This window comes from Ornithinimicrobium cavernae, from assembly GCF_003121625.1.
Taxonomy (GTDB): domain Bacteria; phylum Actinomycetota; class Actinomycetes; order Actinomycetales; family Dermatophilaceae; genus Ornithinicoccus; species Ornithinicoccus cavernae.
This window is the reverse complement of sequence record NZ_QDDJ01000012.1, coordinates 63,002-83,023: the sequence shown is the minus strand read 5'-3', so window position 1 is coordinate 83,023 and position 20,022 is coordinate 63,002. Positions and strand designations below refer to the sequence as shown.

Here is a 20,022-nt window from a genome sequence, read left to right as displayed (position 1 = left end):
GCTCTCGTGAGCCGAAGGCCGGTGTGGGGTTGCTCAGTCCACCACGTGTGCGTCGGCCACCTTCAGGGCCTCGTCGAGCACTGCCAGGCCGGCCAGGATGTCCTCGTCGCTAATGTTCAGCGGTGGGACGATGTGGACGCGGTTGAAGTTGACGAACGGCAGGATGCCGCCGGCCCTGAGCGCCTTCGTCAGCTCTGCCATGGCCGGTGAGCTGCCACCGTACTCGGCCAGGGGTTCCCTGGTCTCGCGGTTCCGGACCAGCTCGACCGCCCAGAAGCAGCCGGTGCCCCGGACGTCGCCCACGCTGGGGTGGCGCTCGGCGATCTCGCGCAGGCGCGGACCGATGACCTCGCGTCCCAGACGGGCCGCGTTGTCGATCATGCCCTCCTCGCGCATCGCCGTGATCGTGGCGACAGCGGCGGCGCACGCCAACGGGTGGCCGGAGTAGGTCAGACCGCCCGGGTAGACACGCTCGTCGAAGGTCGCCGCGATCTCGGAGTTGATGACTACTCCACCCAGCGGGACATAGCCGGAGTTGACGCCCTTGGCGAAGGTGATCAGGTCGGGCGTGATGTCCCAGTGGTCGAACGCGAACCAGGCGCCGGCCCGGCCGAAGCCCGCCATCACCTCGTCGAGGATGAGGACGATGCCGTAGCGCCGCGTGAGCTCGCGGACCCCGGCGAGGTAGCCGGCCGGTGGCAGGTAGATGCCCGCGGTGCCCGGGATGGTCTCCAGGATGAGGGCGGCGATGTTGCTGGGGCCCTCGAGGACGATCAGGTCCTCGAGGTGGCGCAGGGCCCGGGCGGTCTCCTCCTCCTCGGTCGTGGAGCCGAAGTAGCTGCGGTAGAGGTAGGCCGGCATGAAGTGCACGACTCCCTCGGCCGAGTAGTCGTTGGCGAAGCGGCGGGGGTCGCCGGTGACGTTGACCGCGAGCTGCGTGCCGCCGTGGTAGCTGCGGTACGCGGAGAGCACCTTGTGCCGCCCCGTGTGCAGTCGCGCCATGCGGATGGCGTGCTCGTTGCCGTCGGCCCCGCCGTTGGTGAAGAACACCTTGTCCAGCCCGGCGGGCGTCAGCTCGGTGATGAGGCGCGCGGCCTCGGAGCGGGCGTCGTTGACGTGCTGCGGCGCGATCGTGCACAGTCGGCCGGCCTGCTCCTGCACGGCCGCCACGACGGCGGGGTGCTGATGGCCGATGTTGGTGTTGACCAGCTGCGAGGACAGGTCGAGCAGCCGGTTGCCCTCGCCGTCCCACACGTGGGAGCCCGAGGCGGCCAGCACGGTCATCGGCTGGAACGGCGCCTGTGCCTGCCAGGAATGGAAGACGTGCGCGCGGTCGAGCTCATAGGCCCGGCGCCCGTTCTCGATGTCGGTGCGCGTCACCGCGGTCGTCTCTACGGTCATGGTTGTTCCTCTCGCGTCTTCGGGTCTCAGGCGTTGGTCGGGAAGCCGAGCTGCAGGCCGGCGTGGCTCGGGTCGAGCCAGCGGGTGGTCACGACCTTGCCGCGGGTGAAGAAGTGCACACCCTCCATCCCGTGGGCGTGCGTGTCGCCGAACAGGCTGTTCTTCCAACCGCCGAAGGAGTAGTAGGACATGGGCACGGGGATCGGCACGTTGACGCCGATCATCCCGACCTCGACCTCGTTCTGGAACTTGCGTGCGGCACCGCCGTCATTGGTGAAGATCGCCGTGCCGTTGCCGTAGGGGTTGGCGTTGATGAGCGCCAGGCCCTCCTCGTAGCCCTCGACCCGGACGACGGACAGCACCGGACCGAAGATCTCGTCGGTGTAGACGGTCATGTCCGGCTTCACCTGGTCGAGCAGGGTCGGGTTGAGGAAGAAGCCGGATCCGTCGGCGTCGGGTTCGACGTCGCGACCGTCGAGAACCACCTCGGCGCCGGCCTGCTCGCCCGCGTCGACGTACCCGGCCACCCTGTCCCGGTGCTCACCGGTGATGAGGGGGCCCATGTCTGTCTCACGCGTGCCGTCCCCGACGCGCAGCCCCTTGGCGCGCTCGGCGATCTTGGCGACCAGCTCGTCAGCAACCGAGTCCACGGCCACGACGGCTGAGATCGCCATGCAGCGCTCACCCGCGGCGCCGTAGCCCGCGCTCACTGCGGCGTCCGCAGCCAGGTCCAGATCGGCATCGGGGAGCACCAGCATGTGGTTCTTGGCGCCGCCGAGGGCCTGGACCCGCTTGCCGGCCGCGGTGGCCTGCTCGTAGACGTACTTCGCGATCGGGGTCGAGCCCACGAACGACACGGAGGCGACCTGCGGGTCGGTGAGCAGGGTGTCGACCGCCTCCTTGTCGCCGTGTACGACGTTGAACACACCGTCGGGCAGCCCGGCCTCCCTCCACAGCTCGGCCATCCAGTTGGCGGCCGAGGGGTCCTTCTCGGAGGGCTTGAGCACGACCGTGTTGCCGGCGGCGATGGCGACCGGGAAGAACCACATCGGCACCATGGCCGGGAAGTTGAAGGGCGCGATGATCGCGCTCACGCCCAGCGGCTGGCGCACGGAGTGCACGTCCACGCCGGTGGAGGCGTTCTCGGTGAAGCCGCCCTTGAGCAGGTGCGGGATGCCACAGGCGAACTCGACGACCTCCTGTCCGCGACTCACCTCGCCCAGGGCGTCGCTGAGGACCTTGCCATGCTCCTCGGTGATGATCGCGGCCAGCTCGTCCTTGCGCTCGTTGAGCAGCTCGCGGAAGCGGAAGACGATCCCCGTCCGCTTGCTCAGGGACGTCTCACGCCAGGTCGGGAAGGTCTGCGCGGCGACCGTGATCGCCTCGCGAACCTGGTCGGCGGTGGCCAGCTCGACGCGGCGGACCACCTTGCCCGTCGCCGGGTTGTAGACGTCCCCGAGGCGGGCATCCTGCCGCGGGGGTGCGGCCTGGCCGTTGATCCAGTGTCCGACGGTCTGCATCCGATCTCCTTCGATGGCGGTGTGGGGGCGCGCTGGGCTGCCGAGTGTCCCTGAGTCTGACGCGTGCCGGGCGCGAGCGGCAGCGACAGGGTGTCAGGTCTTTGTGCACGCTGCATGACACACTGTCCACGTGATCGTGGCACCCGGCGAGGCCGACGAGCGGTTGACCGTCCGCGCGGTCCTCGAGCTGGACGAGGTCCGTTTCGGGGGGCCGGAGATCATCAACGGCGAGGCGCAGCTCAACCGGCCCGTGCGCTGGGTGCACGTGGCCGACGCAGAGGGCGTCGGGGCCCTCATCGAGGGCGGCGAGGTGGTGCTCAGCACAGCGGGCGGCTTCCGGACCTCGGCCGTGCGGGTGCACCGCTTCCTCCAGGGACTCGAGGATGGAGGGGCCGCCGCCGCGCTGATCGAGTTGGTGGACGAGCAGGGGCGGCCCGACGAGGCCGCACTGGCGGCGGTTCAGGAGGCGGTCGAGGGGCTCACCCTCCCGGTGGTCGTCCTGCGCCGCCGGATCAAGTTCGTCCGGGTCACCCAGGCTGCGCACCGGCTCCTCATCGGCGAGCAGCTGGCCCGTGTCGAGCGGTCACGCCGCGTGCACGAGATCTTCACCCAGCTCAACCTCGAGTCGGCAGACGAGCAGCGGATCGTCGAGATCACCGCTCGGCTGCTCGACCGGCCCGTCGTCCTGGAGGACGTCGCCCACCGGATGCTGCTCAGTGCCCCCGCAGACGGGGACGGCGAGTACGCCTCGGAACGACTGACCCACAGGGCCGAGACCGAGGGTCAGGTGGCTGTCGTCGCGGGCGGACACGTCTGGGGGCGGCTCGTCTCGCCGGGGGTGGACCCGGACGACGCGGAGGCGATGCTCGTGCTGGAGCGGGCCGGTCAGGCACTGACCCTGGCGCGGATGGCGGCACGTGACGAGGCGGACCTGCTGCAGCGGGCACAGGCCGGTTTCCTCCAGGCGCTGGTTGCCGGTGACCTGACCGAGGACGAGGCACGCACCCGGGCGGCCGCGTTGGGGCTGCGTGCGGCGGACCTCTATGTCCCCGTCGCGGTGCACCTGACGCCAGGGGTGGACGAGGACCTGACACAGCTGCAGATGCGGGAACAGGCCCTGCTGGACGGTTGGCTGGGCGCCGCGCGCCCGTTGGTGAGCAGCGTCTTCGCCGCCGCCCTCCGCACCGGCACCTTCGCACTGCTGCTCGGCCTCGGCCAGCAGGCAGACGTGGACGAGACGCTGACCCGCCTGGTCGGCAGCGTCAGGGAGCGGACCGGTCGGTCAGGCGACGCCAGCCGTCGCGGCCCCAGGGAACCGCGTGCGGTCGGTGCCTGGACCGTCGGTGTGGGACCAGCGCAGGAGTCCCTGACCGGTGGCGCGGCGGGAGTCGCCGAGTCCGCCGACGTGGCGCGCACCGCCGCTGCCACGGAGACCAGGGAGCTGCCGTTCTACCGCTTCGAGGACATCCGTCTCCGTGGGCTGGTGGCGCTGCTGGCGGACAACCCCCGGGTGCGGACCTTCGCCCAGACCGAGCTCGGGCCGCTGCTCGCCGGACGTCCGACGTGGGGGCTGGATCTGCTGGAGCTCTACCTGCGACACGGCGGCAACAAGAGCAAGGTCGCGCGCGCGGGGCACCTGAGCCGGCAGTCCCTCTACGCCCGCCTCCACCGGCTCGAGGAGTGCCTCGGTGTCTCGCTGGACGATCCCGAGTCGCGGGCCGCACTCCACGTCGCCCTGCTCTGGAAGCGTCTGCAGGCGTGACCTGATGCCGCCGTTCCCGGCTCGAAAGGTCCCGGTCGCTCGCCCGGCGCAGGGAGCGCTCACTCGTCGATTCCCCAACTGATGACGCGATCGGGATGGATCCGGACGAAGGCCGGCTCACCAGGGGCCGCCTCTGCGCGCCCTCGGACCTCGACGCCACGGGGCTGCCACGGGTCCGTGCTGGCGAGGTCGTCGATGACGATGGCAGCGCGCCCGGTGGCGGCCACGTCGCGGAACTTCTTGGTCGTCGCGAAGGCTCGGCCCGTCACGTCGATCGTGTCCCGCTCGGTGTTGTGGCTCCACATCCCGACGGGAGTCACATGTGGGGTGCCGTCGCGACCAACGGTCGCCAACCGGGCCAGCCGCCGTCCGGCCAGGAACGCGACCTGGGCGTCAGTGAAGACGCTCATGCGTGGCTCACCCCTGTCCGCTGCTGGGACCGGTCGGGGTCCGTTGCCGCTTCAGGCAGCGCCTGCCTCCGCACGGCGATGACCCAGGCCACGCCGGCGACGACGTGCATCGACGCCAGGACCAGGGTGGTCTGGGTCGACGCCTGAGCGGTGAAGGGGGCGGGGACCGTGAGGAGGCCGACGGCCAACCCGAGCCAGCCAACGGCCCGCCACGAGCGGTTGCCTCGACGGGCGGCCAGCCACAGTGCGACGCCTCCGAGCAGGGCCGGCCCGACCGACGCTGCAACGACCATGCCGATGCCGATCTCGGTGGTAGCCGCGCTTCCGGCCGGTTGGACGACGAAGTCGGTGCCGAGGGCGCGCCCGAGCGTCAGGATCACCACGTTGAGCGCGCTGATCACCAGTCCAACCGTCAGAGCGGTGCGCCACGGTGCGAGGGTTCTCATGATGCTTCAACTCCTTGATAGTTATGGATAATCAGTAAATCGATCGTCACACGATTGATGATGAGTGTCAACTGTTATTCAGGACTACTATGTCGGCATGCCGACTCTCTCCGAGGCGCACCTGCTCAGCGCCCGCCTGTTCCAGGTGACCGAGCAGATGCGCTCCGACTTCGCGGCCGTGGCGGCGGAGTTCGGCCTCACGGCGCTGCAGGCCCGCTCGCTCCTCTTCCTGGACCGGGCCAGGCCGATGCGTGCGGTGGCCGACCACCTCAGCTGCGAACCGTCCAACCTCACCGGTGTCGCCGACCGTCTCGAACGGTCCGGCCTGGTGGAGCGGGTGGCCGGACAGGACCGGCGGGTGAAGCTGCTCCAGCTCACACCGGACGGGGCCGACCTGCGGGCGCGGCTGGCCGAGCGGGTGGCGAACCGCTCCACGGTGACCGCGAAGCTCGACGCAGCCGAACGGCGCACCCTGTCCACGTTGTTGGACCGGTTGCTGGAACCAGGCCCTTAGCCCCCAGGAGCCCCGGCCGTGCGGTGGCGGCCTGCGCCACGGTCCCCACAGAGGTGTGGGAGCCTCCCGTCCCTCACACCATCACGCCAGGGTTGAGGAGACCGTCCGGGTCGAGGGCAGCCTTGATCGCGGCGGTCAGCTGCATCACGTCTGGCCCGACCTGGTTGGGCAGCCAGGCCTTCTTAAGACGCCCCACGCCGTGCTCGCCGGTGATGGTGCCGCCCAGTGAGATCGCCAGGTCCATGATCTGGCCGAAGGCCTCGTGAGCACGGGCTCGCTGGGCGGCGTCGGAGGCGTCGAAGGCGATGAGCGGATGGGTGTTCCCGTCACCGGCATGGGCGATCACCGAGATGGTCACGTCCTGGGCGGCGGCGATCGCTGCGACACCCTCGATGAGGTCCGTCAGGACGGGCAGCGGAACCCCCACGTCCTCCAGCAGGAGGGTGCCGAGCTTCTCGACGGCGGGGATCGCCGCCCGGCGTGCTGCGGTGAACGCCTCGCCGTCCGCCGGGTCGTCGGTGGCGAAGGTCTCCGTGGCGCCGTGGGCACGGAACGACTCCTCGATGAGGGCCATCTCCGCCTGGCCGGCAGCCCCCGGGGCGTCGGACTGGGCGACCAGGAGCGCCGCGGCCTCCCGCGGGAGGCCCATGTGCAGCTCGTCCTCGACCGCGTTGATGGCGACGGAGTCCATGAACTCCAACAGGGCGGGACGGATCTGGTTGGTCACGGCAAGCACCGCCCGCCCGGCGTCGGACACGGAGGAGAACATGCCGACGACAGTGGCCCTGGGCGGCTGTGGAGGCAGGAGCCGCAGCGTCACTTCGGTGATGATGCCGAGCACGCCCTCGCTGCCGACGAACAGCTTGGTGAGGGAGAGCCCTGCCGAGTCCTTGATGTGCCGGCCCCCGAACCGGACCGCGCGTCCGTCGGCGAGCACCACCTCGAGGCCGAGAACATAGTCGCTGGTCACGCCGTACTTCACGCAGCACAGGCCCCCGGCGTTGGTGGCGACGTTGCCGCCGATCGAGCAGATCTCGAAGGAGGAGGGGTCCGGTGGGTACCACAGCCCGTGCTCGGCGGCCGCGGCCTTGACCTCCGCGTTCAGCAACCCGGGCTGGACCGTCGCGGTCCGGGTGGCGGTGTCGACGCTCAGCGCGCGCATCCGCTCGGTCGAGAGCAGCAGCACTCCGTCCTGCGCGGTCGACCCTCCGGACAGGCCTGTGCCTGCCCCGCGAGTCACCACCTTGACCCCGTGGGCGGCACACCAGCGCAGGGTGGACTGCACCTCGGCCGTGGTCGTCGGGCGGACCAGGGCCAGCGGTGTCCCGGCCTCTGGGTCCTGGGCGCGGTCGTAGCGGTAGCCGGCTAGCCGGTCCGGATCGGTGACGACGACCCCGTCGGGCAGGGTGTCGGCCAGGGCGGCGAGGGTTGCGCTGGTCGTCATGCACCCACCGTAGAGCCGCTGGTGACCAGGCTCACCACCGGGAGGAACTCTCGGCAGCTCAGCCCTGCGGAGACGTGCGGACACGGCGCAGGAGGAGGGACACGGCCGCTGACGGTCAGACTGTGTCCAGGGGTGCCGCGGGACCGATGCCGAATCGTGACCGATACCCCCTCGTGGTGTCGGGACCGCCTTCGCTAGGTTGAAGAGAACCCAACTCCCTGTGCGAAGGAGCTCATCGTGAAGAGGTCAGTAGGAATCGCCACGGCGACGGCATTGGTCCTGGCGCTCACTGCGTGCGGAGGCGACACCGGGACGGACACCCCCGCCGAGGACGTCGGTGACAACGGTTCGACCGTGGACGAGACCCCGGCGGACGGCGGTGAGAGCACGGGCGCGACCGACGGGTCGGAGGCGACCGAGGGCGGCACCGCCGGCGGCGAGGGCGCGGCCCTTCCGGACCTGTCGGGTGAGGAGCTCGAGGTGGCCGCCGTGTGGACCGGCACCGAGCAGGAGCGTTTCACGATGGTGCTGGACTCCTTCGAGGAGCAGACCGGTGCCACCGTCCAGTACACCTCGACCGGCGACGACATCGCCCCTGTGCTCACCCCCCGCGTCGAGGGCGGCAACCCGCCCGACGTGGCCTTCCTGCCCCAGCCGGGTCTGCTGAACGAGTTCGCGGGCCGCGACGCCCTGAAGCCACTGACGGAGGACGTCGAGGCCACCATCGACGCCAACTACGCGCCGGTCTGGAAGGACCTCGGCACCGTCGACGGTGATCTGTACGGCGTGTGGTTCAAGGCCGCCAACAAGTCCACGATCTGGTACGACGTCGAGGCGCTCGATGCGGCCGGCGTGACCCCGCCGGAGACCTGGGACGACCTGGTGACCGCGTCCCAGACCGTCTCGGACTCGGGAGTGACGCCGTGGTCGGTCGCCGGTGCGGACGGCTGGACCCTGACCGACTGGTTCGAGAACGTCTACCTGTCCCAGGCGGGCCCCGACATGTACGACCAGCTCACCAACCACGAGATCCCGTGGACCGACCCCTCCGTCGAGGAGGCCCTCAACACCCTGGCCGAGATCTGGGGCGCCGACGGGTTCGTCGCCGAGGGCGCGCTGCAGACGGACTTCCCGACCTCGGTGACGAGGGTGTTCAGCAGCGGTGACGCCGCCATGGTCTACGAGGGTGACTTCGTGGCCGGTGTGATCGGTGGAGAGACCGAGGCAGTGGTCGGTGAGGACGCCAACTTCTTCCCGTTCCCCGCAGTGGGCGAGGCGCCGGCCGTCGTCGGCGGCGGTGACGTCGCGGTGGCGTTCACCGACACCGAGGCGACGATGGCGCTCATGTCCTACCTGGCCTCCCCGGAGGCGGCCGAGATCTGGGTCGCCGAGGGAGGCTTCACCTCGCCGAACAAGAGCGTGGACACCGCGCTCTACCCCGACGACATCTCCCGAGGCATCGCCGAGGGGCTGATCGCGGCCGGTGACGCGTTCCGGTTCGACATGTCCGACCAGATGCCCTCGGCTTTCGGTGGCACCCCTGGACAGGGGATGTGGCAGGACCTCACCGACTTCCTGGCCGACCCCTCGGACGTCCAGGGCGTGATGGACAGCCTGGAGGCCAACGCGAGCAAGGCCTACGGACGCTGACCGAGCGAACGGCATACCCGTGAGTCAGACCGCGACCCAGGTCCGTCCGGGCGGGGGAGGTACCCCCGCCCGGACGCGCCGACCACCCGCGCGCGAGGGTCGGTGGCTGGCCTGGCTGTTCCTGGCTCCGGCCGGTGTGGTCCTGCTGGCCCTGGTGCTCTGGCCGATCGTCTACTCGGTCTGGCGCAGCCTGTTCGACCGCAGTGGCCGGGCCTTCATCGGGCTCGGCAACTACCAGCGCATCTTCACCGACGCCGACACCTTCACCGCCCTCAAGAACAACCTCATCTGGGTCCTGGTCGCGCCGGCCCTGGTGACCGTGCTGGGGCTGATCTTCGCCGTCCTGACCGAGCGGGTGCGGTGGGGCACGGCCTTCAAGCTCATCGTCTTCATGCCGATGGCCATCTCCTTCCTGGCCGCCGGCATCATCTTCCGGGTCGTCTACGACCAGGACCCGGACCGCGGGGTGGCGAACGCCGTCGTGACCGGGGTGCACGACGTCTTCAGCAGCTCCGCGCAGTACCCCGGCGCCCGGCCAAGGGACGCGGACGCGCTCCCGCCGGCCGCCGCCGGAGGCTACGCCACGGCCGACACCGTCGAGCCCGGCAGCACCGTCCCGCTGCCCCTCGTCGGGGTCGAGGGTGACGCCCTGCCCGAGGACCCGAGTGCGGCACAGGCCGCGGGGGAGCCCGCGGCCGACGCCATCACCGGCACCGTCTGGTTCGACTTCGCCCGCGGCGGGGGAGGCGCGCCCGGCGAGATCGACGACAACGAGTCGGCCCTGCCCGGTGTGGTCGTCCAGGCGCTGCGGGACGGCGAGGTGGTGGCCGAGGCCACGACGGACGACCAGGGCCTGTTCGTGCTGGAGGGGCTGGATCCCGGCGGCTACCAGCTCGCGCTGCCGGCCGGCAACTTCGCCCAGCCGTTCCGCGGGGTCTCCTGGCTGGGTCCCGACCTGGTGACGCCGGCGATCATCGTGGCCTATGTCTGGATGTGGGCCGGGTTCGCGATGGTGCTCATCGGCGCCGGCCTGGCCGCCATCCCGAGGGACGCGCTCGAGGCCGCGCGGATCGACGGTGCCAACGAGTGGCAGGTGTTCCGGCTGATCACCGTGCCGTTGCTCGCGCCCGTGCTCACGGTGGTCCTGGTGACCATGATCATCAACGTCCTCAAGATCTTCGACCTCGTCTACATCATCGCCCCCGGTTCGTCGGCCCAGGCGGCCAACGTGATCGCGGTCCAGATGTGGTCGGTGTCCTTCGGCGGTGCCCAGGACTTCGGGCTCGGCAGCGCGCTCGGCGTGTTCCTGTTCCTGCTGGTCCTGCCGGCCATGCTCTTCAACATCCGTCGCTTCCGGCAGGAGCAGCAATGAGTGTCGCCACCGGCGGCGGTGCCGCGACCGTTCCCGAGACCGTCGAGACGCAGCGGCCCCCGAAGCGGGTGACCGGCCCCCTCGGCGGCTGGGGCTCGCGCATCACCGCCTTCCTGAACCGCGGTCTGGTGTCGGTCGTGCTCACGCTCATCGCCGTCTTCTGGTTGCTGCCGACCCTGGGCCTGTTCTTCTCCTCGCTCCGCAGCGCCCAGGACAACACCGCCTCCGGCTGGTGGAACGCCCTGACCGCGCCCGCCCAGCTGACCTTGGACAACTACCAGAACCTGCTGTCGAACGAGGGCATGGTCAACGCCTTCTTCAACACGGTCTGGATCACGGTGCCGGCCACCGTACTGGTCGTCGTGCTCGCCTCGCTGGCGGCCTACGCGTTCGCCTGGATGGACTTCCCCGGGCGGGACTGGCTGTTCATCGTCGTGGTCGGGCTGCTGGTCGTGCCGGTGCAGGTGGCGCTGATCCCGGTCGCCGGGCTCTTCGGTGACCTGGGGATCTACGGGACCAGGCTGTCGGTGATCCTCTTCCACGTCGCCTTCGGGCTGCCCTTCGCGGTCTTCCTGCTGCGCAACTTCTTCGCCGGCGTCCCCAAGGAGCTGCTCGAGGCTGCGCGGATGGACGGCGCGGGGGAGTGGCGCATCTTCCGGAGCGTCATCATGCCGCTGGGCCTGCCGGCCATCGCCTCGCTCGGCATCTTCCAGTTCCTCTGGGTGTGGAACGACATGCTGATCGCGCTGGTCTTCGCCGACTCCTCCGCAGCGCCGCTCACCGTCGCACTGCAGTCCCAGGCACGTCAGTTCGGGTCCAACATCGACGTCCTCGCCACGGGTGCCTTCCTCTCCCTGGTGGTGCCCCTCGTGGTCTTCTTCTCGTTCCAGCGCTACTTCGAGCAGGGGGTCCTGGCCGGCTCGGTGAAGTAGAGGGGACGGCAGCCCGGACAGGGCTCGTGGTGACCGGCCCCGCCCGCAGGCTTCTCAGCCCGTATGCCGCAGCGCGCGTCGGGTGGAGGCGTGCGGCTCAGTCGTGGTCGCCTGAGCAGAAGGGGGCCTGGTGCCAGGCCTGCGAGGCCGACTCCAGGGCCGTGTCGAGACGCTCCTGCCAGTCCAGGCGCTGCGGGTGGATCGTGGCGAACTCGGCGAGCAGGGCGCACCGCTGCGCGTCGGTCCCGGTGTCGTGGTCCGCGAGCGCGACGGAGATCCGGTCGAACAGGTCGCCCTCGCTGCCCGCACGTTCGTGGGCGTCCTGCGCCTCGTTGACCCCTAGCGTGACGCTTGAGCCCGTCCCCAGCAGCACGACCAGTGCCATCATCACCAGGCGTCCAGCACGTCGGTGCGGCCCACCGGCGATCCGGGCGAGCAGGCAGCCGACCCCGGCGACGACGACGCTCCCGGCCGCAGCCACCAGCCAGAGGTCGCGCCAGCCGCGACCCACCGGCCACTCACCACCGGCCACACGGTTCTGGACCTCCGTGGTGAGGGCCATCGCCAGGCTGGACCCGACCAGGAGCGCGAGACCTGCCAGCACCACGACGAGAACGACCCGCCAGGGCGGCAGGTGCCGGGTCCGCACCTCCCAGGCCGTGAGGAGAACCAGCACGGCGAGGGCTCCCAGGCTGCCCAGGAGAACAGGATCGGTCTGGGGCACCCACCGCTGCGGGCTCGGCTCGGCAGCCAGCCACGGGACCGGTGGGACCGCCGAGAGCAACCGGTGCCCCAGCGCCGGGAGGGCAGCCTCGGTGACGCTGAGGTCCGAGGCGGCGTAGCACCCGCCGTCGGCGCAGCGTTCGGCGATGAGCAGCCGCACCGGGACCAGCACCGCTGCGAACCCGACAGCGGCCGCGAGCACGACCCGCGCCGCCCTGCTGACCAGGACGTCGACGAGCCGCATACGGAGTGTCAGGAGTCCTCGCGCCGCGACGGTGACCACGGCCAGGGGCACGGCGAGGTAGGTGATCTCGTTGAAGGCCGCCATGGCAGCACCTATGAGGACCGCTGCGACCAGGAGCACCGGCCCCGCCCGTCGGGAGTCGAACCCGGCCCGGCGGGAGGTCCAGCTCGCGACCAGCAGCACGACCGCGACCGAGCAGGCGTACAGCGAGGTGTAGAGCACGACGGCCGACCCGGTGGAGGCGACCAGGAACATCGGGAACGTGAGCGCTGTCAGCAGCGCCAGGGCGGACGGCCGCCCGCTCAGGGCCGGTCCCTCGCGGCTCAGCGTCTCCGCCCACAGGACGGCCGCGACGCAGACCAGGACGGCAAAGACCAGGGCCACCACGCGCAGCGCCATCGGGACCGGCAGGTCGGTCACCCTGCTCAGGGACAGGGCGAGGAAGTCCTGCCCCTGCTCGACCATCCGCGCCAACGGCCGGAAGTTGCCGTGCCCGAGGTAGTTGGGAACCGACGAGATCGGCGCGGCGATGATCTCCCAGGGGTTCCTGGTGAGGTCGCCGCCGTACCGGAAGATGTTGAACCGGTGGTCGGCCACCAGCGGCAGGTGGAGGAGGGGCAACAGCACGACGACCGGCAGCAGGACGACCCGGCTCCAGAGCCAGAGCCAGGCCCACCGCGCCGCGGGCTCCGGGTCGGGTTCGGGCGCGGTGGCTGCCGTGTCGTCCCCGGTGCGGCCGGTCCTACTGATCGGCGTCATCCGGGGAGTCCTTCGAGGCGCAGGTGGAGGTGTGCCCACATGCTAGACGGTGCCGGTCAGAGGCCCGGCCCCGTCAGCGGTCAGCGCGCTGTCCGGCCGTCCCCGCCCAGTGCGGCCTGAGACGCGGAGATCACCTGCGTGAGGGACTCGCGGAGCGCGATGAGGTGCTCGAGGTCGAGGTCCAGCCGGGAGACCACGGCGGGCGGGACCCTGAGGGCCTCCTGTCGGAGGGCGCGCCCGCGCTCCGTGAGGGTGACCGCCAGGGCACGTTCGTCCTCCGCGTTGCGCTCGCGGCGCAGCAGCCCGCTGGCCTCGAGCCGCTTCAGGAGGGGGGAGAGGGTCGCCGGGTCCAGGTGCAGCAGCGCACTCAGCTCGCGCACCGACACCGGCTCGTGCTGCCACATCGCCAGCATCACGAGGTACTGGGGATGAGTGAGTCCGAGCGGCTCGAGGATCGGTTTGTAGACCGCGACCACGTTGCGGGCGGCGACGGACAGCGCGAAGCAGACCTGCTCCTCCAGGGCGAGGGCGGCCTCCGGGTCCAGCCGGGTTTGGGTGTCGGGGGGCATGGCAGGTAGCGTACCAATCATTAGTGGACTAACTATTGGCCCACCCTGAACTAGGAGTCGTCATGAGCGCTCAGGGCAAGAACGAGGGCCTGTCCCTCTGGTACCGGTTCTGGTGGAAGGTCCGCTACCTGGGCCTGCACATCTATGGCCCTGCGCAGCTGGACCGCGCCCGCGATCCGCAACGGAAGATGCGCGAGAAGCGGGCTGCGAAGGTACGGGCCGCCCGCGAGGCGCGCCTCGCTCGCGAGGGCACGCAGCGAGCCTGAGCCGACCTGCGGGTGTCAGCCGCCGAGGAAGGCCGCGACCCGGTCGCTGGGACGGCCGATGATGGCGTGGTCTCCCTTGACCAGGACCGGGCGCTGCATGAGCCGGGGGTGCTCCACCAGCAGGGCGACGACCTGGTCCGTGGTGGCGACGTCCTCGTCCGTGAGCCCGAGCGCCGTGAACGTCGCGTCCCGACGCACCAGGTCGGTGACGGGGTCCTCAAGCTTGCGGAGCAGCTCACGCAGCTGTGTCTCGTCCAGTGGGGTCGACAGGTACCGGACCACCTCGACGTCCGTCCCGGCGGCCTCGACCCGCTCCAGAGCGGATCGGGACGTGGAACAGCGGGGGTTGTGCAGCAGGGTCACCTCGGCCATGTCCTGGACGGTACACGTCGGGACCACGACAGCCCCACGCCCGGGCACGCAGCCCGGGTCCAGCGCACCGGAGGAAGGGTCCGCTGAGCAGGTGGGCTCTCGACAGGATCTCCCGTCAACCTGGTCCTACCGTTGAGAGATGACGACCGACGGTTCGCAATCTGACCAGGATGCGCAGGGTCGGGACCGGCGTGCGGGGGACCGCCCCTCCAGCCACCGGACCGCGCGCTACGGCGTGCTGCTCGGACCGGCACTCTTCGCCCTGATCGGCGCGGTGCTCATCATCCTGGCCATCGTCTTCATCTAGGGGCGGCATGTCCGAGGCCCAGGACGCGAGTGCGTGGGTGCCCGCGCGGCCGACGCTGCCGCGCCTGGCAGAGGCGGTCCAGGCGTGCCGCGGGTGCGAGCTGTGGGAGGACGCCACGCAGGCGGTCCTGTCCAGCGGTGGTCCGGGCGCCCGCGTGATGCTGGTGGGAGTGCAACCCGGTGACCAGGAGGACAGGCGGGGTGAGCCGTTCGTCGGGCCAGCCGGCGGCGTCCTCACCACGGCGCTCGAGGCGGCCGGCATCGAGGTCGGCGAGGCCTATCTCACCAACGCCGTCAAGCACTTCCGGTTCCGACCGCGCGGCAGGCGTCGGATCCACGAGGCCCCCGAGCTGCGACACCTCGTGGCGTGCCACCCGTGGCTGGAGGCGGAGCTCGGGGTGGTCGACCCGGACGTGGTCGTGTGCCTGGGAGCCTCCGCCGGCCGGGCCGTCCTGGGACGCCGGGTCCGCATCGGCGCGGAGCGCGGGAAGGTGCTGGAGGGTCCGGGTGGCCGGGCGACCGTGATCACGACGCACCCGTCCGCCGTGCTGCGACTCCGGGCCAGGGGTGGGTATGACGAGGCGCTGGCTGAGCTGGTAGCCGACCTGCGGGTGGCGGCGTCCGTCGGCAGCTGAGCCGCCCCGCCTCAGGAGACGGGCAACGCGTAGACGGCGTAGGCCGACCGGATGACCGGGTGCGCGACGTTGCGGACGCGGACCCCGCCCTGGGTGCTGCCCTTCTCGCTGCCCGCGTGGGCGTGGCCGTGGACGGCGAGGTCGGCACCGGCCTCGTCGATGGCCTGTCCCAGGAGGAAGTTGCCGAGGAAGGGCCAGATCTCTGGTGGTTCGCCGACGAGGGTCTCGTCAACGGGGGCGTAGTGGGTCAGTGCGACGGTCACGTCGGGGGACTGCCCGGCGACCTCGGCGAGAGCCTGTGCCATGAGCTCGCCGCTGCGACGGCCGGTGCGCGTGAAGTCCTTCATCTCCGGCTCCCCGAAGTCGCTGGCGCAGCGCCCGGCGAACCCCAGGCCGAAGCCCTTGACGCCTGCGACGCCCAGACGACCCGGGCCGAGGTCGAACACCACGCTGTCGCCCTCGAGCACGACCAGGCCCGCCTGTCGGAGCACGTCGGTCACGGCCGGCGCGGCGTTGTCGTGGTAGTCGTGGTTGCCGAGCACAGCCACGACGGGCACCGGAAGGTCCCGGTACTCGTCGGCCACGATCCGGGCCTCGTCGACGGTCCCGTGGCGGGTCAGGTCGCCGGCCAGCAGCAGGACGTCGGCGTGTGCGGTGATGTCCTCGAGGCCGGCCCGATGGCGCCCCGCGAGGTCGGGCCCGAGGTGCACGTCCCCGACGGCGGCCACGCGGATCATCGGAGCTCCTCGGCGGAGACCGGCGGCTGCCCGAGCATCTGCTCGGCGCAGGTCAGCTGGTCGATGACGGCACGGCCCGGGCACAACGCACTGACCCGGTCCAGCACCGCCCGCCTGCTCGCCTCGCTGGCCACCTCGCCGTGGACGAAGACCTTGCCCCCGTGCTCGGACAGGTGCACGCCGAGCTCAGCGGTCTCCTCCTCCTCGGCGAGGCGACGCTCAACGTCCCTCAGCTGGTACTCGTCGGTCATGGTCCTCCTCCTTCGGTGGCAGCAGCGACAGGTCCCGCGCCAGCCCGAGGGCGGCGCGAGCGAACGGGTTGCCTGCGCAGGCCCGGTCCACGCGCTCCGCGTCCACCTGCTCGCGAAGGCTGCGGATGAGTGACAGGACCGGGGAGAAGTCGCAGTAGTGCTCCGTCATGGGGAGCAGCTTGGAGATGAGCAGGTCGGTGGCTGAGAGCACCGGCATGCACACGGAGTCGACGCGGATCTCGTTGGCCCGGTCGAGGAGAGCGGCGTCGACCGGGCCGGCGGCGAGGTGGTAGATCACGTCGACCTGCTCACCGCCGTGCCGCACCTTGAAGAGCCAGTCCTCCGGCGGGTCCACCACCTCCAGGTCGCGGCCCCGCAGCGTGGTGCGGGCACGGTGGGCGTCCTCCTCCCGGATCACGATGTCGGCATCGTGCCTGCTGTCCGCGCCTCCCCGGGCATACACGGCGTAGCCCCCGGCGAGCGCGAACGGGATGGACTCCTCCTTGAGGGCCACCGCGACGGTCTTCAGGGCGTCCAGGATGGGTTGGACCTCTCCCGATGCCATGCCCTTATGGTCATCCGCGCGCGGTGGCTCCGCGAGGCCAGACGGTGGGCCGCGGCCTGGACGAGCGGTCGAGGACCGGCGGCCGGAGTATGGCGGTATGACGACACAGCACACCACCTCGCACGTGGTCACGGACCTGCTCGAGCTCTACCTCAACGACCACCTGGCAGGTGCGGCAGCGGGCCGGGCCCGCGTCCACCGGATGGCCAGCGCCTACCCGGACCCGGAGATCGGTGGACCGCTGCACGAGCTCGCCCGTCAGCTCGACGCCGAGTACGAGCGGTTGGAGACGCTGCTGCTCGAGCTGGGGATGCGGCGGCTGACCTACCGGCAGCTGGCCGCGCGGGCACTGGAGCGGCTCGGCCGGCTCAAGCTCAACGGGAGGTTGCTGCGCCGTTCCCCGATGACCCCGGTGCTGGAGCTGGAGCTGATGCGCGGGGCCGTCAACGCCAAGGCCGGGCTCTGGGAGCTCCTGGTCTCCCTGTCGCCGGACCTGGGCCTGGACGCCCGGGAGTTCTCCGAGCTCGCGGCCCTGGTCCCGCGGCAGAGCAGGATGCTCGAGGAACTCCACGGGGAGCTGGTTCCGGATGCCTTCCGGGACGTGCCGCCCGAGTGACCGACCCCGCCGGGTAGACCAGCCCGGCCGGCCTCCGAGCTCCCTCACGCGGCGTCCCGGGAACGGGTTCCTTCCAGCAGCCTGGCGGCATCACGCACCGTATAGGCCAGGGTCGCGACCAGGTGGCGCTGCGCGACCGGGACAGACTCCTGCTCGGACAACGCGTGGAGAGAAGCGATGTCGTCGCTGAGCCGGTGTGGCCACGCGTCCTCGCCCTCACCTTCCGGTGCCGACGGCGCACGCAGTCGGGCGGCCAGGTGCTCGAACGTCTCGGCAAGCGGCCGCCGAAGCTCCTCCGAGACGGTCGTGCCGAGCTCATCGAGGAGGACTCCAGCGGCCTCGCCGAGTAGGTCGCAGCGGTGCAGCGCACGGCTCTCGGTCCAGAGCCGCTGGTCGAGGGCGGCAAAACGAGCGCTGCGGGGGTTGCCCCGGTGTGCCCGCCGGTTCAGGTCCAGGGCGGTGGCGACCTGCTGCCGGCGCACCTCCACCTGGCTCAGCAGGTCGGGTGACAGGTCGCGCTCGCCCTTCTCGCGCAGGGCGGAGGCCAGCTCCTCGAGACGGCTGCCGAGGGCGAAGCGGTAGCCGCGCAGGGCCTTCTCCAGGTCGTGCACGGGTAGCGGGGGGACGAGCACCACGTTGATGGTGATCCCGATGGCGGCACCGAGGGGCACCTGCGTGAGGTAGCCCAGGACGAACAGCTGCGGGTCCTCGCCACCGAAGGCCAGGACGAAGAGCGCGACGAGCGGCGCCCAGCTCGCCTCGTTGTGCAGCACGGGCAGGGCGGCGGCCACCACGGCGATCGCGACCGCGAGCGCGATGACCCACCAGGTGGTGGACGTGATCGACTGCAGCCCGACGGCGATAGCGATGCCGAGCAGGATGGCCAGCACCGTCCGGAGCGCCGACTTGAGCGAGTCGGCGACCGCAGGGAGGACGACGGTGAAGGCGCCCATCGCCGCGTAGTAGCTGTAGCCGTCCAGCGGCTCGGGCAGGGTGGAGCCCACCAGGTAGGACACGCCGGCAGCGAGGCCGGACTTGAGGGCACGGGCCGTGACGGGGTGGTGCGCGGCCTGCGCGACCCGGTCCCGCAGGCGATGGGGTGCCATTGCTCCAGCCTGCGGCAGGGGCCGGCGTCCCGCGAGGTGGCGAGGGGGTCAGCGCGCGGTCATGGGGAGGGGAGCCCTGGAGGGCGCCCCGGTCAGCCGATGACGTCCTGCAGGGCGCCCCACAGCTGGTTGACTCCCAGGGCGAGGAAGAGCAGTGCCGTGATGCCGAGGGCGATGTTGGTGTGGAGCCTGTTCGCCCACTCCTTGGGCACGCGGCGACCGTTGAGCAGGCCCAACAGCGTCAGGGCGAGGAAGGGCATGAACAGCGACCCGAGCACGCCGTAGGCCAGCACCAGACCGATCGGACGGTCCAGGAACAGCAGCAGCATCGGCGGGAAGGTCAGCCAGATCAGGTAGAACTTGAAGTACTTGCCGCCGACCCGGGTGTCGGGGTGGTCCGAGCCGACGCCCCTCAGGTTGCCCCAGAAGTCGGCGAACATCAGCGAGACGCCGTTCCACACCCCGATGATGGAGGAGAAGGCCGCGGCCCAGAACCCGACGAGGAACATCGTCCCGACGACGTCGCCGTAGCGGTCCTTGAGCACCTCGTTCAGGTCCAGCAGCCCTTGGTCGCCCGCACCCACGGCCACGCCGGCGGCCTGCACGACCTCGGCGCCGACGATGAGCATCGAGATGACGAACACGCCGGTCAGCACGTAGGCCATGCTGTTGTCGATGCGCATGACCCGCATCCACTTGGGGGTGTACCAGCCCTTCTCCCGCAGCCAGTAGCCGTAGGCCGCCAGGGTGATGGTGCCACCGACGCCGCCGGCGAGGGCCAGGGTGTAGAGGAGCCCACCCTCCGGGATCATCGGGACCAGGCCCTTGAGCATCTCTGGGATGTTGGGCACCGCGATCACCGCCAGAGCCACGATGGTGATGAACATGATGCCCACCAGGCCGGCGGTGATCTTCTCGAAGGTGGCGTAGCGGTTGAACCAGACCATGACGAAGCCGGCAAGCCCCATCAGGACGGCCCAGGCCCAGAGCGGCACCGCTGGGAAGAGCGCGGCCAGGGGCAGCGCGGTGGAGCTCATCGCCGAGGCGCCGTAGACGAAGCCCCAGATGATGATGTACGGCCCGAAGTACCAGGTGGTCCAGCGGCCGAGCGTGCGCCACCCCTCGAAGATCGTGTAGCCCGTGGCCAGGGTGTAGCGACCGGCACCCTCGACCAGGACGATCTTGAGGATCACGCCGACGATGACGGCCCAGAGCAGCCCGTAGCCGTAACGCGACCCGGCTGCCAGCGTGGCGACCATATCCGCGGCGCCCACACCGGTGGCCGCGACCACCAGGCCCGGGCCGATGATCTTCCAGCGGGGCCGGACGCCCTGGTCGTCGTCGACGCGCTCGCTGTGGCCTGCCTTGCGACCAAAGTCCTCGGTGCTCATCACAACCTCCCAGTGCCCGCCGGGTGCGCAG

General features: G+C 70.7%; 22 protein-coding genes. 9 read left to right on the top strand and 13 right to left on the bottom strand.

Going from position 1 to position 20,022, the window contains the following annotated elements; translation table 11 throughout:
- Positions 1-33: 33 nt before the first annotated feature.
- Positions 34-1,401 carry an aspartate aminotransferase family protein gene (locus tag DA085_RS14475; protein ID WP_109473691.1) on the bottom strand — a complete coding sequence of 456 codons (1,368 nt, stop codon included), beginning with the start codon at positions 1,399-1,401 and terminating at the stop codon, positions 34-36.
- 26 nt (positions 1,402-1,427) lie between these two features.
- Complete coding sequence (locus DA085_RS14470; RefSeq protein ID WP_109473690.1) at positions 1,428-2,921, bottom strand: CoA-acylating methylmalonate-semialdehyde dehydrogenase; 1,494 nt, start codon at positions 2,919-2,921, stop codon at positions 1,428-1,430.
- A 130-nt stretch (positions 2,922-3,051) separates the two neighbouring features.
- On the opposite strand from DA085_RS14470, the gene DA085_RS14465 reads away from it, so the two are divergent.
- A complete protein-coding gene (locus DA085_RS14465; protein ID WP_237565533.1) occupies positions 3,052-4,683 on the top strand; it encodes a PucR family transcriptional regulator in 1,632 nt (543 codons plus the stop codon).
- Between the two features lie 59 nt (positions 4,684-4,742).
- Here the strand turns inward: DA085_RS14465 and DA085_RS14460 are convergent, their stop codons facing one another.
- Together DA085_RS14460 and DA085_RS14455 are read right to left on the bottom strand one after the other, a co-directional pair.
- Positions 4,743-5,093, bottom strand: coding sequence for a PPOX class F420-dependent oxidoreductase (locus DA085_RS14460; protein WP_109473689.1), 351 nt, complete (start codon positions 5,091-5,093; stop codon positions 4,743-4,745).
- Entirely contained in the window at positions 5,090-5,539 is a 450-nt protein-coding gene (locus tag DA085_RS14455) for a DUF6069 family protein (RefSeq protein ID WP_109473688.1), read from the bottom strand. Before DA085_RS14455 ends, DA085_RS14460 begins: the two co-directional genes overlap by 4 nt.
- 97 nt (positions 5,540-5,636) lie before the next feature.
- On the opposite strand from DA085_RS14455, the gene DA085_RS14450 reads away from it, so the two are divergent.
- Positions 5,637-6,053, top strand: coding sequence for a MarR family winged helix-turn-helix transcriptional regulator (locus DA085_RS14450; protein WP_109473687.1), 417 nt, complete (start codon positions 5,637-5,639; stop codon positions 6,051-6,053).
- Positions 6,054-6,126: 73 nt separating this feature from the next.
- On the opposite strand, the gene DA085_RS14445 is transcribed toward DA085_RS14450, so the two are convergent.
- On the bottom strand, positions 6,127-7,497 hold the full coding sequence (locus DA085_RS14445) for an FAD-binding oxidoreductase (protein ID WP_109473686.1): 1,371 nt from the start codon (positions 7,495-7,497) through the stop codon (positions 6,127-6,129).
- Positions 7,498-7,734: 237 nt separating this feature from the next.
- On the opposite strand from DA085_RS14445, the gene DA085_RS14440 reads away from it, so the two are divergent.
- The 3 genes from DA085_RS14440 to DA085_RS14430 are packed head-to-tail and all read left to right on the top strand — an operon-like array spanning position 7,735 to position 11,451.
- On the top strand, positions 7,735-9,147 hold the full coding sequence (locus DA085_RS14440) for an ABC transporter substrate-binding protein (RefSeq protein ID WP_237565532.1): 1,413 nt from the start codon (positions 7,735-7,737) through the stop codon (positions 9,145-9,147).
- 19 nt (positions 9,148-9,166) lie between these two features.
- A complete protein-coding gene (locus DA085_RS14435) occupies positions 9,167-10,519 on the top strand; it encodes an ABC transporter permease subunit (RefSeq protein WP_109473684.1) in 1,353 nt (450 codons plus the stop codon).
- A complete protein-coding gene (locus tag DA085_RS14430) occupies positions 10,516-11,451 on the top strand; it encodes a carbohydrate ABC transporter permease (protein WP_109473683.1) in 936 nt (311 codons plus the stop codon). The genes DA085_RS14435 and DA085_RS14430 overlap by 4 nt, the downstream gene beginning before the upstream one ends.
- Before the next feature lie 97 nt (positions 11,452-11,548).
- Here the strand turns inward: DA085_RS14430 and DA085_RS14425 are convergent, their stop codons facing one another.
- On the bottom strand, positions 11,549-13,177 hold the full coding sequence (locus DA085_RS14425) for a hypothetical protein (RefSeq protein WP_109473682.1): 1,629 nt from the start codon (positions 13,175-13,177) through the stop codon (positions 11,549-11,551).
- Between the two features lie 80 nt (positions 13,178-13,257).
- Positions 13,258-13,746: a MarR family winged helix-turn-helix transcriptional regulator gene (locus tag DA085_RS14420; RefSeq protein ID WP_109473681.1), complete on the bottom strand. Its 489-nt coding sequence runs from the start codon at positions 13,744-13,746 to the stop codon at positions 13,258-13,260.
- A gap of 62 nt (positions 13,747-13,808) precedes the next feature.
- Between DA085_RS14420 and DA085_RS14415 the strand changes: the two genes are divergently transcribed.
- Positions 13,809-14,012, top strand: a complete 204-nt coding sequence (locus DA085_RS14415; RefSeq protein ID WP_109473680.1) for a hypothetical protein — start codon at positions 13,809-13,811, stop codon at positions 14,010-14,012.
- Between the two features lie 15 nt (positions 14,013-14,027).
- On the opposite strand, the gene DA085_RS14410 is transcribed toward DA085_RS14415, so the two are convergent.
- Positions 14,028-14,384 carry an arsenate reductase family protein gene (locus DA085_RS14410; RefSeq protein ID WP_109473679.1) on the bottom strand — a complete coding sequence of 119 codons (357 nt, stop codon included), beginning with the start codon at positions 14,382-14,384 and terminating at the stop codon, positions 14,028-14,030.
- 139 nt (positions 14,385-14,523) lie between these two features.
- On the opposite strand from DA085_RS14410, the gene DA085_RS21010 reads away from it, so the two are divergent.
- Positions 14,524-14,691, top strand: a complete 168-nt coding sequence (locus DA085_RS21010; protein WP_154402211.1) for a hypothetical protein — start codon at positions 14,524-14,526, stop codon at positions 14,689-14,691.
- A gap of 7 nt (positions 14,692-14,698) precedes the next feature.
- Positions 14,699-15,325, top strand: a complete 627-nt coding sequence (locus DA085_RS14405) for a UdgX family uracil-DNA binding protein (RefSeq protein ID WP_109473678.1) — start codon at positions 14,699-14,701, stop codon at positions 15,323-15,325.
- Positions 15,326-15,336: 11 nt separating this feature from the next.
- Here the strand turns inward: DA085_RS14405 and DA085_RS14400 are convergent, their stop codons facing one another.
- From DA085_RS14400 to DA085_RS14390, 3 genes are read right to left on the bottom strand one after another with little or no spacing between them, the layout of a single operon-like run.
- Complete coding sequence (locus DA085_RS14400) at positions 15,337-16,062, bottom strand: metallophosphoesterase family protein (RefSeq protein WP_202619253.1); 726 nt, start codon at positions 16,060-16,062, stop codon at positions 15,337-15,339.
- Complete coding sequence (locus DA085_RS14395; protein ID WP_109473677.1) at positions 16,059-16,313, bottom strand: hypothetical protein; 255 nt, start codon at positions 16,311-16,313, stop codon at positions 16,059-16,061. Before DA085_RS14395 ends, DA085_RS14400 begins: the two co-directional genes overlap by 4 nt.
- Entirely contained in the window at positions 16,282-16,878 is a 597-nt protein-coding gene (locus DA085_RS14390) for a nucleotidyltransferase family protein (RefSeq protein WP_109473676.1), read from the bottom strand. The genes DA085_RS14395 and DA085_RS14390 overlap by 32 nt, the downstream gene beginning before the upstream one ends.
- Before the next feature lie 97 nt (positions 16,879-16,975).
- Between DA085_RS14390 and DA085_RS14385 the strand changes: the two genes are divergently transcribed.
- Positions 16,976-17,494, top strand: coding sequence for a hypothetical protein (locus DA085_RS14385; protein ID WP_109473675.1), 519 nt, complete (start codon positions 16,976-16,978; stop codon positions 17,492-17,494).
- Between the two features lie 44 nt (positions 17,495-17,538).
- On the opposite strand, the gene DA085_RS14380 is transcribed toward DA085_RS14385, so the two are convergent.
- Together DA085_RS14380 and DA085_RS14375 are read right to left on the bottom strand one after the other, a co-directional pair.
- Positions 17,539-18,600, bottom strand: coding sequence for an FUSC family protein (locus DA085_RS14380; protein ID WP_109473674.1), 1,062 nt, complete (start codon positions 18,598-18,600; stop codon positions 17,539-17,541).
- A gap of 92 nt (positions 18,601-18,692) precedes the next feature.
- Positions 18,693-19,991 (bottom strand): Nramp family divalent metal transporter, encoded by a 1,299-nt coding sequence (locus DA085_RS14375; protein ID WP_109473673.1) that lies wholly within the window; start codon positions 19,989-19,991, stop codon positions 18,693-18,695.
- Between the last annotated feature and the right edge of the window lie 31 nt (positions 19,992-20,022).